The organism is Paenibacillus sp. 2TAB19, from assembly GCF_052115185.1.
Taxonomy (GTDB): domain Bacteria; phylum Bacillota; class Bacilli; order Paenibacillales; family Paenibacillaceae; genus Pristimantibacillus.
The window spans coordinates 1-14,351 of the sequence record NZ_JBFRGE010000113.1 but is presented as its reverse complement, the minus strand read 5'-3'; the positions used below and the strand labels follow the sequence as shown (position 1 = coordinate 14,351).

Sequence of the window (14,351 nt, the reverse complement as noted above, 5' to 3'; positions counted from 1 at the left end):
GGGTTAGGGCTTCCGGCTAGGCGTCTTTTTTTTATGGACACTATGAACGCTTAGCGATCAATTAGCGCTACATTCATTTTCTAATGGACATGACGGATTGTTACAGGAACTTACTTAACTAAACCAGTATTCATTGGCCATCTTAGTGTTGCTTTTGTCCGTTAGCGCACCGAAATCAGTCGATAGGAAGTTTAAGCAGCTATTTTGTCCGTTATCCATTATCGATGCAGGAATAAATTTACGAAACAGCATTTCATCATGTACAATGGTTCGCAAGCGGGAGGTGTGAAGAACTTGACGATATCGTGGGTTAAGCATGTTAAGTCATCGGTAGCTGATATGTATTACGGCTTTTCGTTCAGGCAACGAATCAGCATTGCGTTTCTGCTGCTCATCGCGCTTGCCATCGGAATCGTAGGAACGACTTCCTACCTCATTGCGTCGAAGGAGCTTCAGCGCAACGCCTTCGCCTCCAGCCGCGAATCGGTTAGCAAGACGACCCAACTGCTGGATGACAAGCTGTACAGCGTATCGAAGTCCGTTCGCTCCATTATGCTGAGCGACTCTTACAATCTATTAATGCAAGACGTACAAAGCAATAATATTGCCAACTATTATGTTCACCTCTCCGAAATGCAATATCAGTTCTCGCAGGCGATGTTCAACGAGCCGCTTATCGAGAGCATTCTGATTGCGACGCCGATCGGCGATTTCTACCATTTATCTCAAAGACGTTCTCCAAATCGATCTTTCTATGAATCCAATTTATATTATTTGGCCAAGGACAATACCGGCGGTCTGTGGCTGCGAGGGCATACCGACGTCTTCTTCACGGGAGAGAGCCGCGTCCTCAGCTTCGTAACGAAAGGCACGCAGGATAATCTCTCTAATACGAACGTTTATTTCATCGTCAACGTCAGCGAAAGCGGACTGATTAGTATGATGAATCAAGGCTCCTCCCAGAAGGAAGGGAGCTATTTCATTGTGGATTCCACGGGCAACGAGGTGATGCGAACTTCGTGGTCCGCTCAGCATAATATGCGCAAGGACGAGCCGTTCCTTCGCAATGTGACGGACGATACTCAGGGCGCATTCTTCCACAACTTCGACAAGACGGAGTATCTCGTCAATTATTCCCGCTCCTCAACGGTGAACTATTGGCTGTTGTTCGGCATCAGGTCGAAGGACAAGCTGCTCGAACAGATGAAGGACGTGCAACAAACGACGATTTATCTGATGCTGCTGTTCCTGGCGGCGGCATGGCTTGTATCAAGCAAGCTGACGGGGCTGCTYGTCCGGCCGCTCCACAGGCTGCAGCGTCTCATGCGCGAGGTCGAGGACAACAGGCTGACCGTCCGCTTCGAGAGCAAGTCAAGAGATGAGGTTGCGCAGGTAGGCTTTCAATTCAACCGCATGCTGGATGAGATTAATCGTCTGATTCAAGACGTGAGAACGAGCGAGGCGGGCAAGCGGGAAGCGGAGATGCGGGCGTTGACCGCGCAGATGGAGCCTCATTTTCTATATAACACACTGAATACGATTTATTGCAAATCCGAGATGGGCGAGAACGAGGAAGTGAACAAGATGATTCTAGCTCTGTCGACGATGTTCCAGCTTGGTCTCAGCGGCGGGAAGGATTGGAATACGCTGGAGGACGAGTTGACTCATGTCGAGCAATATTGCGCCATCCAAAGCATGTGCTATGAGGAACTTTTTCGATATGAGGTCCATATCGCGGACCCTCAGCTGCTCACCTATTACGTCCCGAAGATCGTGCTGCAGCCGATCGTGGAGAACAGTATCCAGCACGGCTTCCAAGACAGACGTACTGGGGGCGAGATTACAGTAGACGTAGGGCAAGACGGAGGCAAGCTGCATATCGTTATTCAGGATAACGGATCGGGCATCGATCCTCTGCTCGTAAACGAAAGGATGAAGACGCTAGGTGAATCACCATCCGGAAAAGGTTTCGCGCTGTACAACATAGCCAATCGGCTGAGCCTTTATTACGGGGACGAGGCAAGGATGGAGCTTAGCAGTCCAGCAGAGGGCGGAACGAGGACGGACTTGTGGATTCCGATGCGGAGAGGGGAGATTCAGTGGCATGGCTAATGAAACCGGAACCGAGATTAAACTCGTCGTCATCGACGATATTCGCAGCGTAGTCGAGATGGTGTCGCGGAAGCCTCCTTGGACGGAACACGGCATTGAGTTCGCGGGAACGGCGCTCGACGGAGAAGAAGGCATTCGATTGGTCGAGGAGACGAAACCCGACATTGTGTTGACCGATATCCGCATGCCAAGGATGGACGGGCTTGCCATGACGCAAGCGATACTGGCTGCCGCCCCTGCCACCAAAGTCATTATCTTGAGCGCATACACCGACTTCGCATATGCGCAGCAGGCGATTCGGCTGGGCGCGTTCGATTTTCTGAAGAAGCCGTTCTCGGTTGATGAGATCGTGAAGACGGTATTGAATGCAAAGCAGGCATTGCTTGAAGAGCGGGAGGAAAGAGAGCGACGCCGCGAATTGGAAATGGAACGCAGGCGAAGCTTGCCGATGCTTCAGCAGGAGCATCTGTCGCTGCTGATTCACCATCCTTTCCGTACAGAGAAGGCGGTGCAGCAATGGAAGCAGCTCGGCATCGAGCTTGAGCAAGCTCACTTCAACGTCTTCGTTGTGGAATTCGATCATTTTATGGAGAAATATATGGAAAGGCCGGTGCGCGAGATTGAGCTGATGCGCTTCAGTCTGAAGAACGTGCTGGAGGAGACCGTCTCTCAGCGGACGAAGGGCGTTGTCTTCCGGGAAGCGTCGAACCGGTTCGTCTGCATCATGAATTGCAGAGACAACAAGGAAGCGGAAAGTATCTCGGAAGCTTGCCGGCAGAATACGCAGCAGTATACGCATTCCACGATTTCGATCGGAGTTGGGCTATGCGTCGAGACCATTCAAGAGCTGCCGAGCGCTTATCAGCAGGCAGTCAGCGCGCTATCCTATCATTTCTATACCGATGGCAACGGGGTGACAAGCTATAAGGTCGTGTCGGGCGGGGGCGAAGGACTCAGCCTGCTTCCGAACTATTCGCTTGCAGCGGAGCAGGAGCTGCTGTTCGCGCTGAAGTCAGGCAACAGCGGCAAATGCCGGTTGTTATTGGAGCGAATCTTCAACGATATGCTGGGGAGCGAGCCGCTGCCGGCTCCCCAGCATGTCGAGAGTCTCTGCTTCGAGCTGTCGGCGAAGATTTGTCGGACGATGCAGGAGCTGTTCCCGGGGGCGAAGGTGCATGAGCTTGAGAAGCGATGGCTGTCCGGGAGGGCTGGGGTTAGCTCGACCTTTGTGGAGATGCGGGAAATGGTCCAAGGTCTGTGCGAGGAGGCTTGCGGCTGGACACGGCAGGAGCGGTCCGACGAAACGAGCAAGCTGATCTATGAGGCAAAGGATTATATTTGCGACAACCTGCATGTGGACTTATCGTTGGAGCATTGCGCAAAGAGGTTCAACATCAGCGCGGGTTATTTCTCGAATGTGTTCAAGAAGGTGCTCGGCATCTCCTTCCAGCAATTCGTCATCCATCAGCGTATGGAACGGGCAAAAGATCTATTGATTGCCGGCTATCAAGTGCAGGAGATCGCCCAGCTTATCGGTTACGAGCATAGACGCTACTTCAGCGACGCGTTCAAGAAGCATACGAACATGACGCCATCCGAATTCAAAATATACAGCACAGGTATCGCCGACGAGCCGCTTGACCTTGAGCAGGGCAAAGGGTAAGGGGAGCTAAGCGCTCAGGACGATCGATCGTTATGCAGCTTCTTCCGGTTATGGCCGGTAAGGAGCTGTTTTTGCAAAGTTTGAACTTGCGTGAGTTTTCGTGTGCGATCATGCAAAGAGATGAAGAAATCTGCCCTTCATGTGCGGTTTACCGCATTATGCCGCAGGACGTGCGCCTCTATAATAAAAAGTGTCAACACCTAACAGGAGCTTCTAGCACGAAAAAAAGGGAGGCAATACAAATATGAAAAAGAGATTGCTAATAACACTAGCCGCTCTCGTCATGGCGAGCAGCCTGGCAGCTTGCGGCAGCAACAAGGCGGAAGAGAACAGCGGAACCGAAAGCGGAGGAAGCGGGTCGGGCGAAAAAACGGTCATCAGCTACTGGACAGGCGACCGCCATGATTCGGAATTTATTAAAGAAATGGTCGACGAATTCAATGCCGCGAACACCGATAATATCGAGGTCGATCTAGTCATCAAGGGCGATGATTTCGACCAGGCGCTCGATATGTCGTTCCAAACGTCAGAGCCGCCGGATGTCATCCGCGTGAAGGAAAATACGATTCAAACGTTTTATAAAAAAGGTTACTTGGCGCCGATTGATGAGTTCTTATCGGATGAGCTTAAGGGGAAATTCCCTGAGATGCCGAATCTGAACAGCTTTGAGGGGAAACGCTACAGCCTTCCTAACTACGGAACGACGATGCGCCTTATCTACAACAAGGAGCTGTTCGCGAAAGCGGGAGTTGCTGCACCGCCGACTACATTAGCCGAACTGGTCGATGTCGCTAAGAAACTGACGGCGGCTGGCAAGGAGAGCGGCGCATACGGCTTCGCACAAAACTTCAAAAATCCGGGCAGCGCGCTCGGCCGCTCGTCCCGCGTCATCGCCGAAGTAAGCGGCTACGGTGGTTTCGGCTACGATTTCAAGACGGCTCAATACGACTTCAGCCACTTTAAGCCGATTATTGAAGCGTTCAAGCAAATCAAGGATGACGGCAGCATGCTGCCRGGCGTTGAATCGCTCGATATCGATCCGCTCCGCGCGCAGTTCGCCGAAGGAAAGATCGGCATGTATCTGAGTTTCTCTGCCGAAGCGGGCGTCTACACGTCGCAATTCCCGGCGAAGATTGACTGGGCTGCGGCGCCTGTGCCTTCGATTGACGGCAGCTTTAACGGCGCATCGGGTTTCTTGGGCGGACAATGGCTCGCTATAAGCTCCAAGACGAAGAAGAAGGAAGCCGCATGGAAGTTCATGTCTTATATGTACTCGGAATCGCTGCTGCAGCAGTATCAGGAGAAGGGCTTCGGAATATCCATGGTGCCTTCGGTCAGCGAGGTTGCCGCGACGCCTAAGGTGAACGGTATCGAAGGTTTCTTGCCAAACCAATATGACGGCGTATGGCCAGTCTATCCGGTCGTAGCGGTTCAAGGGACGAAGTCAGACGATGCGTTCTTCAAATACATGGTTAGCGGCGGCGATCTTGACGCAATCATCAAAGATTTAAATGGGCGCTATAATGAGGCGCTGGCTCAGGCGGTTAAGAATGGCGAAGTGAAAGCCGAGCCGGATCCAAACTTCGATCCGAAAACGCTGGCTGGCAAGTTCGCCAAATAAAGAACGTTGTTGTACCTGATAAGGAGTGAAACCGGATATGAATAAAGCCAAACATCTCGCTTTCTCGTACAGCTTCCTGTTGCCGAGCTTTATTCTAACCGTCGTTCTTGGCATCTACCCGATTGTCTGGGCGATGAGATATATGTTCTACGACTACAAGGGCTACGGTGCGGAGCGATTCATCGGATTGGATAACTTCGCTCGAATATGGAAGGATCACGAGTATTGGGACTCTGTCCTGAACACGTTCATTTATGCCGGAGGCAAGCTGGCTCTGTCGCTGCCTCTGGCACTGCTGCTGGCTATTATTCTGAATCGGGGTCTCAAAGGGCGCGGCGTGTTGAGAGCGCTGCTGTTCATGCCGACGATTATAAGCACGGCCGTTATGGCAGTCGTTTTTTTCACCATTTTCAATTCGTATAATGGCATTCTGAATCAGTTTCTTATGAAGTATAAYGTCATCGGTGCGCCGATCGATTGGCTGGGCGTCGATTACGCGATGCTAAGCGTCATATTAGTCTCCGTATGGGGAGCGCTCGGGAACTATATGCTGCTGTTTCTGGCGGGGCTTCAGAACATTCCGCAGGACGTATATGAGAGTTCTTCGCTGGACGGAGCGGGCAGATGGCAGCAGTTCCGGTATATTACGATTCCGATGCTCGGCCCTGTTATGCAGATGATTGTCATGCTGGCGATCATTAACGCGCTCAAAGGCTATGAAAGCATCATGGTTACGACCGACGGCGGTCCGATAGGACGAACAAATGTGATGTTTTTGTACGTATATAAGCTGTTCTTCCCTACGGCTGGCGGTGCGGCGGCAACTGAGGTGCAGGAGATGGGCTATGGCAGCGCGGTAGCATTCGTGACGGCGCTTATCGTTGGAGCGATTACGATTATTTATTTCTACGGTTCGCGGCGTATGAGCCGGAACGACTAAGGAGGAAGGCATCATGAGATACGGATGGAAATTCATGACGTGGATTTTTCTGCTGGCGGTGCTTTTCCTTACGCTGTTCCCGATCGTCATTACGCTGCTCGGGTCGTTCAAGACGAATGCCGAGCTGACAGCCGGCGCGACGCTGCTGCCCTCGAGCTGGCAGTTCGGCAATTACGCGGAAGCATGGAGTACGGCGGGTTTTGGGACGTATTCGTTCAATAGTTTGTTCGTCGCAGTAATGGTAACGGCGGGAACTTTGATCGTTGCATCGATGGCTGCTTACGTTGTGAACCGGATGAGCTTTGTCGGTAAAAAGATATATGTCGGCATTCAAGCGTTCACGATGTTCGTAGCGATTGGCGCGGTCGTACTGCGGCCGCAATTCGAGCTGATGATCGACCTTAAGCTCCACAATTCATTATGGGGCGTCATTCTCATTCTGATCAGCGCTCACGCATCGGCGTTTTTTATTTTACTGAGCTTCATGAGCGGCATTCCGCGGGAGCTTGACGAGGCTGCGCGAATCGACGGCTGCTCGCCGGCTTCCGTGTATGCGCGAATCGTGCTCCCGCTGCTGGCTCCAGGTCTTGGCGTTGCCGGACTGTTCGCTTTCCGCGGCGCATGGAATGAATATTTGCTGCCTTTCGTCTTCACGCTGAGCAAGCCCGAGCTGCAGACGCTTACGGTTGGGCTTGCGAACTTGAAATACGGCGTATCGGCGGCAGCGCAGACGCATTACATGATGGCCGGGGCCTGTCTGTCCATCGTGCCGATCCTCATTGTATATGTGTTCGCTAACCGATCGTTTATGCAGATGACTGCGGGATCTTTGAAAGGGTAACTCAGAGCACGGGGGAGGATAACGGCTATGAAATCGGCTGATGAAGAGTGGAATTGGGACAAGCTGCGCGGGCCGGATAGCAGCTACAGATCCGTTCCGTTATGGTCATGGAACGACAAGCTGGAGATTGCGGAGCTGGAACGCCAGATCGAGGAGATGAATCGCGCGGGCATCGGAGGATTCTTCATGCATGCAAGGGGCGGGCTTCAAACGCCRTACATGGGCGAGGAGTGGATGGAGGCCATCCGTTCTTGTATTGAGAAAGCGGAATCGCTGGGGATGGAGCCTTGGTTCTATGACGAGAACGGCTGGCCGAGCGGCTTCGGGGGCGGGCGCGTGCCCGCCCTTGGCCTCGTTTACCAGCAGAAGAAGTTAGTTATGGAGCGAGCTCCTTTCACTGAGGGAGACCGGTCGCGTGATCTAGGGTATTACGTCTCGCGTGAGACGGGATGGCTGAGGCTGCAGGAGGAGAGCAGCTCGGAGGCAGAGGTTCGAATCTATTGGGAAGTGAATCCCTTCTATATCGACACGTTAAGCCAAAAGGCCGTTCGCGCATTTATCGACAGCACGTACGAAGCCTATTGGGAGAAGTTCGGCGATGAGTTCCGGCATGTGCTGAAGGGAGTATTCACGGATGAACCCCAGTTCGGCAGAGGTGAGATTCCATGGTCCTTTGAATTAGACAAAAGGTATGCGGAGCGATACGGCAGCAGTGTGCTTGATATTCTTCCCGGCTTGTTCATGGATACCGCAAATGCGAAGGAGCATCGTTACCGGTTCTGGTCTTGCGTGACGGAATTATTCGTAAGCAGCTATGCCAAGCAGATCGGTGACTGGTGTGAGGACAAAGGATGGTCATTAGCTGGGCATGTCGTCGATGAGCAGACGCTTATGGGGCAATCGACATCGGTGGGCGACTTGATGTCCTTCTATGAATATATGCAAATTCCCGGCTGCGACTGGCTGGGGCGGTTCGTGGGCGAAGAGCCGCTCGTGCCGAAGCAGGTCGGCTCGGTTGCGCGTCAGCTCGGCAAGAAGCGGACGATTACCGAAAGTTATGGCTGCTCCGGCTGGAACGCCAGTATGCAGGACTTGAAGCGGATTGGCGAATGGCAGTTCGTGCACGGTATTAATATGATGTGCCAGCATTTGCAGAGTTATAGTTTAAGAGGTTTGCGCAAAAGGGATTATCCGCCGTCCTTGTTCTATCAGCAGCCATGGTGGTCGGAGTACCGGCATTATAACGATTATTTCGCGAGGCTGTCTATGCTGCTTGCGGAAGGGGAGAGGCAGGCCGAGGTTCTGCTCCTTCATCCGATTCGTTCGGCGTGGGTGGAGCAGCAAGGCTTCGACAGCTCAGCTATTCGTCCCTATCATGAAGCCTTCGCTGATCTATCACGGCAGCTCTGCCGCTCTTTTCTGGAGCATGACTACGGCAGCGAATCGATTTTGGAGCGTCACGGCATAGTGAAGGGCGGTCAGTTGATCGTTGGGCAGGCTGCTTATTCGGCTGTTATTATGCCGCCAAGCGTGACGTGGAGCAGATCGACGGTGGAGTTGTTGATTGCTTTGCTTGAGCAAGGCGGCAGCGTGACGATCGTCGCGCCGTTCCCAACCTTGCTGGAAGGTAAGCAAGATGTGCTGCTTGAGCGTTTGACGGCTTTAGCAACTTCTACAAATGACAATGCCGCGATTACTAATATCATTTCACAAGTGGTTGCTCCGTTTGCGAGCTTGAGAGATATATCGGGAGATAGGATCGAATCCGATACCATCAACATTCAGACATTGAAGCTCGGCGATTCATGGCTCTATTATATCGTCAATTCGGGCGAGTCGGGCTGCGGCGATGTAGAAATCGAGCTGCGCAGCGAAGGCAATGTGACGATTCTTAATCTCGAGACAGGTACGGAAGAAATGCTGCCGCAGGTGCAGAAGGACGGATTCGTACGCGTGACGCTTCCGCTGGCAGCAGCCCAGTCGTATATGCTGCGGCAAAGAAGCGAGGCTGTGGCAGGGAACAACCAGCAGAGCGCATCGATTAAGGAGGCAGCGACGATTGGTCAAACGCTTATGCTGGATGGTGCTTGGCAGGTGAAGCAGACCGAGCTTAATAGCCTGACGCTCGACACATGCCGGGTAAGCATTGAAGGCGGTGACTGGAGCGAACCGCAGCCGGTTATCTTTTTGCAGGAAAAGCTGTTGGAACTGGGACGCTCGGCGCGAATCGCTTGCGAATTCGTATTCCATGCGGCGTTCGATACGGGACGTGCACGGGAGATGTATTTGATCATGGAGCGGCCTGACACGGCAGCCATAACGCTTAACGGTGTTCCGATCTCGAATGAGGATTGCGGCTGGTGGCTGGATACCGCCTTCAAGAAGCTTGATCTTAGAGGAATGGTGCATACAGGAGAGAACAGGCTCATCATCGAATCCGAGTTCTATAATGCGCCAGAGACGTATGAAGCAATGGAACGAGCGAAAACATTCGAATCCGAGGGCAATAAGCTTACGTTCGACACGGAGCTTGAAAGTGTCTATTTGTTAGGCGACTTCGGGGTGGAGTCGCTAACGCCATTCGTTGATGGGGGGAACGGAACCGTTCTAGCCGAAGGTCCGTTTGTATTGACGGAAATGCCCGTTCTACTGGCTGGAGGCGACTTCGTGCGGCAAGGTTTTCCTTTCTATGCAGGGCGATTGACGGTTGAACAGAAGGTTAGCTTCGAGAACGTGTTGGCCGATTCGGAGATTTTGTGGTCGTTCACTACGCCTCCGGATGCGATCGTCGCGAAGCTTCGCATCAATGGCCGCGAGGTAAAGACCTTTCAGTGGGAGCCGTATGAGGCGGATATCGGACCGTTCTTGGTGACGGGAGACAATGTGATCGAGCTGGAATTGGCAGGCAGCTGCCGCAATCTGCTCGGTCCCCATCATCATATGAAAGGTGAGCCGCTTAAGATCGGGCCCGACAGCTTCACGAATAAGGTCGGATGGACAGATCGTGACTTGCCGCCGGATACGCAGGTATACCAGGATCGTTATGCGTTCGTTCGATTTGGGCTATCTGCGTCCCCGCGAATGACGATAAAGCACATCACAAATGATTTAAACTAACTAATCCCTTGAGCCGTTTATGCCTTCGATATTACAGTTGTAAGTAATAGGAAGGAAGGGGATTGTTGCATGACGCTTGTTGTGAGGAAAATGATTGTGCCGGATGATTACGCAGCGGTGGCTGCCATCATGACGGAGCATTACTCTGAGGAAGTAACCGTAGAGAAGATGAGGGACGAGGATGCGATTATACCGTTAACAGGGCAGCTTGATCGTGACGAGCAGGGACAGCTTACCGGCCACGATAGGCTGCGTCTGGTCGCGTTGAACGAAGAAGGGCGGTTAATCGGTTACGGTCACGCTTGGCGGGCGCCTTGGTCGACGCCGGGTGTGTTGTATGAACAAATTATCGAGGGCCGAAAAGAGCGTCAAGGCGGGGCGGGATGTGCGATCTACAAGGCGTTGATGAGCTACTCGGTCGAGGTAGGCGCGAGCAAAATCGTAGCCGATGTACGGGATGACGATCCGGAATCGGTGCGTTTCGCCTGCGCTAGAGGGTTCACGGAGAATCGGCATTTGTTCGAGTCGGTAATCGAGTTGAATGAAGCTTCGGAGCATGGTGGCTTGGCTTCCGCACGATTGGACGACATTCGCTTGTTGACGTTAGCCGATCTGCCCGGCGGCGAGCAGACCGAGCGCGAGGTGTATAACCTTTATTTCGCTACTCATCCGGATATTCCAGGCTTCGAGGGCGAATACATGTGGTACAGCGAATGGCGTAAAAGGACCGTAGACCGGGAAGACTTCGATCGCTCCTTGGTTCTCTTGGCTTGTGAGGGGGAGCGTATCGTAGGGGCAGTCGAACTTCGGACGTTCGAATCGACTCAGAGCGTCTATAACGAGTTCACTTGCGTCGATCCGGCCTACCGCGGTCGCGGAATTGCAATGGCGCTCAAGAAGCTTTCCATCCATATCGCACGCAAACGCGGCTTCCGCTATATTCGATCGAACAACGATTCGTTGAACGGTCCGATGCTGGCTATTAACCGCAAGCTTGGCTACAAGCCGGTACCGGGTTATTTGCAGATGGTGGCGGAGTTGGCACGGGACTAGTATTAGTTACGCTTGTTATCGTTTTTTGTTCAATAAGGCAGTCCTGATAGGATTGTACTTGATTGGCTGAATGCAAATCGTAGATGCCGCATACCGAGGCTTATGCTTGACGAGAAGCTGATACATGCGTATTCTGCCTATCCGATCATTGCTATGGATGATGATTTTGGCCGGATAGGCGGCATTCGCGGCGATATATTTGGCTACGGCKGCCCCTTTCGTCTGGCCGATTCCGAGATTGTAGTCAAGCGAAAGCACAGTGATCGAATTGGCTTTGATGATCGCGATGCACTCCTCGGCCGTACGCGCCAAGTGGTAGCCTGCGGGGCAAGGCCTTCTATCATCGAGAAACAGCTTCACCTTAGTTCCTCCCTTCTGCATCGTCTTGTTCATTACCCTACTTTATGTCTATAGCGCGGCGATCGTTTGGGCGAGTCGCTCGGTAGAACGAGGTACGATAATCCAATAAAACAGCGGCAGTCTTGGACTTTATTTAACGTCCATGGCTGCCGCTGTTTGCTTATGGGCAATAGTGGCATTTTGGGCAGCTAAATTGGGCTATAGGAGAATAAGTGCTCATTAGTTTGATTTTGGGCAACTAACGGGGCTTTTTTGACGTGATGGTCATTTAGTTCGACGAAATGCCGTTACAGCGTGTACGCAGCCATCAAAGCAGTGGAGGAACTGTTTTCTCGCAAAGCCGGGCTGCATAGATTATGGTAAAATAGTTGCAAACGAAGGAGGAGAATATGCTGCTGGATCATTATTCGAATTTCATTCGTGCGCTGCCGAGCGGAACGCTTGGGAAAGAGCAGCTGCTTGTGGAAGAGCTGTTGCTGGACGCTACTCCGTCTCAAGCTATGAAGCTCTATTATATTCCTTTCGAATATGTGAATGAGAGCGCCAAAGTGTTCATTATCGGCATTACCCCAGGGTTTACCCAAATGCAAATCGCCTTTCAAACCGCTCGGGACTGTCTGAACGCTGGTGTTCCGCTAGGCGAAATCGATCGTGAAGCGAAGAAGCAAGCGAGCTTCGCTGGCACAATGCGCCGCAATCTGATCGACATGCTGGACAAGCTCGAGCWGCACAAAGCTCTCTCCATACGAAGCAGCGGCGAGCTGTTCGAGGAGCGCCGGGACCTGCTGCATACGACCTCGGTCATTCGTTACCCGGTCTTCGTGAACGGCAATAACTATACCGGACATAGTCCGTCTATCTTGAAATCGGAGACCCTCTATCCGTATGCCGAGCGAATCTGTCTTGCGGAGCTTCTAGCGGTAAAGGATGCGCTTCTTATCCCGCTGGGCAAAGCGGTCGCCGAGGTCATTGAGACTTTTGCGGCGCAGGGTTTGGTGGCTCGCGAGCGGTGTTTGTTTGATTTTCCGCATCCGTCGGGGGCGAACGGGCATCGATGGACACAGTTTGAGACGAATAAGGACAAGCTGACCAGACAGATTGTTGAATGGTTTCAATAATATAATCTGATGCAAGATTGGGAGGAATAGCGATGCGATTATCAAAAGGACAAAAGGTTGACGTTACCAAAGGAAGAAGCGTCTCCGAACTGGCTCTGCACTTTGGGTGGACAAAGGCGAATGCCGCTATGAGCATTGATGCAGCCGCTTTTCTGCTATCGGAGCGGGGACGCTGCGAGCGCGACGAAGACTTTATTTTTTACGGCAACCCGCTTGCCCGAGATGGAGCTTTGATGCATGCCGAATCAGATAAGGGCGAAAAGGAAGCTATTAAGATAGTATTAAACCGAGTATCCGATCATGTATCGAAAATCGCTTTTACCCTAACGATTCACGAAGGCGAACAGTCCGGTCATTACATGCAGGACGTATCGGGGTTATATGTTCGTCTGATAGATACGACTACCGGCGAGGAGTTATACCGCTACGAATACGGAGAGGATCTGACGAAGGAGACGGCCGTCGTGATCGGCGAGCTATATAGACATAACGGTGAGTGGAAGTTCAGCGCGATCGGAAGCGGCTTCTACGGGGGGCTCGCAGCTCTGTGCACAAGCTTCGGACTTGAGGTGGAAGCACCTGCTGCTGCCGGTACGCTAGAAGTAGCTGCTGCGGTGGAAACCGCGATTCCATCCACGATCGATTTGCGCAAAAAAACGGTGCAATTCACGCTGCAGAAGAAACAGCTGACGAACGTCGTTGCAAGAGTAGGAATCGTGCTTGATATTACCGGATCGATGCAGCCTTTGTACCGAAACGGTACTGTCCAAGAGGTCGTCGAACGGATATTGGCGGTAGCGACCCAATTCGACGACAATAAGACCCTCGATGTGTGGGTTTACGATACGGAGTTCAGCCGTCTTCCTTCGGTGACGGAGCGGGAGCTTGGCCGATATGTGGATACTCATATTATGAACAACAGCAACATTCATAAGTTCGGCCGCAATAACGAGCCGCCAGTGATGGAGGACGTGATTCGCAAGTATACGGAGGAAGAATCCGATTCAGACACCCCGGTCTTTATTGTTTTCATTAATGACGGCGGTGTCGTGAAGCCGATCAAGAAGGTCATCACATCATCATCCGTATTGCCGATCTTCTGGCAGTTCGTCGGCATCGGGCAGTCGGATTTCGAGGTGCTGAAGAAGCTGGATACGATGGAAGGGCGGGTAGTGGACAACGCTAACTTCTTCCATCTCGACGCGATCGAGAGGGTATCGGACGAGGAGCTTTACGACAAGCTGTTGAATGAATTTCCGTTGTGGCTGAAGGAAGCAAAGAACAAGAGAATTATTAGATAAACGACTTATCATTAATATTGCAACATGTAATTTTATAATTCTGTTAGATTCTAATTAATCTATTACTCCAATAAAAAAGAACCTTGAAATAAATTTCAAGGTTCTTTTTTTTGGTTGAAAAACCGCGTAAAGCYTAGGCACGACCGTCCTTGGATCGGACGAACCTGCTGCTCTTCGTTATTTTCTAATTTATAGGTATTAGCTTATCGTTAATGAGTTCTAGAA

General features: G+C 52.0%; 10 protein-coding genes and 1 pseudogene. 10 read left to right on the top strand and 1 reads right to left on the bottom strand.

Annotation, left to right across the window (positions count from 1 at the left end; genetic code table 11):
• The first annotated feature begins 285 nt into the window (after positions 1 to 285).
• The 7 genes from AB4Z33_RS28395 (at position 286) to AB4Z33_RS28365 (ending at position 11,347) form a co-directional block, all read left to right on the top strand.
• Entirely contained in the window at positions 286 to 2,112 is a 1,827-nt protein-coding gene (locus AB4Z33_RS28395) for a cache domain-containing sensor histidine kinase (protein ID WP_442053127.1), read from the top strand.
• The gene (locus AB4Z33_RS28390) at positions 2,105 to 3,775 is read left to right on the top strand and encodes a response regulator (RefSeq protein ID WP_442053125.1); all 1,671 of its coding nucleotides are present in this window, start codon (positions 2,105 to 2,107) and stop codon (positions 3,773 to 3,775) included. The genes AB4Z33_RS28395 and AB4Z33_RS28390 overlap by 8 nt, the downstream gene beginning before the upstream one ends.
• A 244-nt stretch (positions 3,776 to 4,019) precedes the next feature.
• Positions 4,020 to 5,396 carry an ABC transporter substrate-binding protein gene (locus AB4Z33_RS28385; protein WP_442053124.1) on the top strand — a complete coding sequence of 459 codons (1,377 nt, stop codon included), beginning with the start codon at positions 4,020 to 4,022 and terminating at the stop codon, positions 5,394 to 5,396.
• A gap of 37 nt (positions 5,397 to 5,433) precedes the next feature.
• Complete coding sequence (locus tag AB4Z33_RS28380) at positions 5,434 to 6,336, top strand: carbohydrate ABC transporter permease (RefSeq protein WP_442053123.1); 903 nt, start codon at positions 5,434 to 5,436, stop codon at positions 6,334 to 6,336.
• 13 nt (positions 6,337 to 6,349) lie between these two features.
• The gene (locus AB4Z33_RS28375; RefSeq protein ID WP_442053122.1) at positions 6,350 to 7,177 is read left to right on the top strand and encodes a carbohydrate ABC transporter permease; all 828 of its coding nucleotides are present in this window, start codon (positions 6,350 to 6,352) and stop codon (positions 7,175 to 7,177) included.
• A 27-nt stretch (positions 7,178 to 7,204) separates the two neighbouring features.
• On the top strand, positions 7,205 to 10,294 hold the full coding sequence (locus AB4Z33_RS28370; protein WP_442053121.1) for a glycosyl hydrolase: 3,090 nt from the start codon (positions 7,205 to 7,207) through the stop codon (positions 10,292 to 10,294).
• Between the two features lie 69 nt (positions 10,295 to 10,363).
• Positions 10,364 to 11,347: a GNAT family N-acetyltransferase gene (locus AB4Z33_RS28365; protein WP_442053120.1), complete on the top strand. Its 984-nt coding sequence runs from the start codon at positions 10,364 to 10,366 to the stop codon at positions 11,345 to 11,347.
• 15 nt (positions 11,348 to 11,362) lie between these two features.
• On the opposite strand, the gene AB4Z33_RS28360 is transcribed toward AB4Z33_RS28365, so the two are convergent.
• Complete coding sequence (locus AB4Z33_RS28360) at positions 11,363 to 11,740, bottom strand: cyclic-phosphate processing receiver domain-containing protein (RefSeq protein WP_442053119.1); 378 nt, start codon at positions 11,738 to 11,740, stop codon at positions 11,363 to 11,365.
• 356 nt (positions 11,741 to 12,096) lie between these two features.
• On the opposite strand from AB4Z33_RS28360, the gene AB4Z33_RS28355 reads away from it, so the two are divergent.
• The 3 genes and pseudogenes from AB4Z33_RS28355 to AB4Z33_RS28345 all read left to right on the top strand — a co-directional run bounded on the left by AB4Z33_RS28355 (position 12,097) and on the right by AB4Z33_RS28345 (position 14,126).
• Entirely contained in the window at positions 12,097 to 12,825 is a 729-nt protein-coding gene (locus AB4Z33_RS28355) for a uracil-DNA glycosylase family protein (protein ID WP_442053118.1), read from the top strand.
• A gap of 32 nt (positions 12,826 to 12,857) precedes the next feature.
• Positions 12,858 to 13,325, top strand: a pseudogene (locus AB4Z33_RS28350) (TerD family protein); the annotation flags it as partial.
• Positions 13,326 to 13,451: 126 nt separating this feature from the next.
• Entirely contained in the window at positions 13,452 to 14,126 is a 675-nt protein-coding gene (locus AB4Z33_RS28345) for a vWA domain-containing protein (RefSeq protein ID WP_442053126.1), read from the top strand.
• Positions 14,127 to 14,351: the final 225 nt, after the last annotated feature.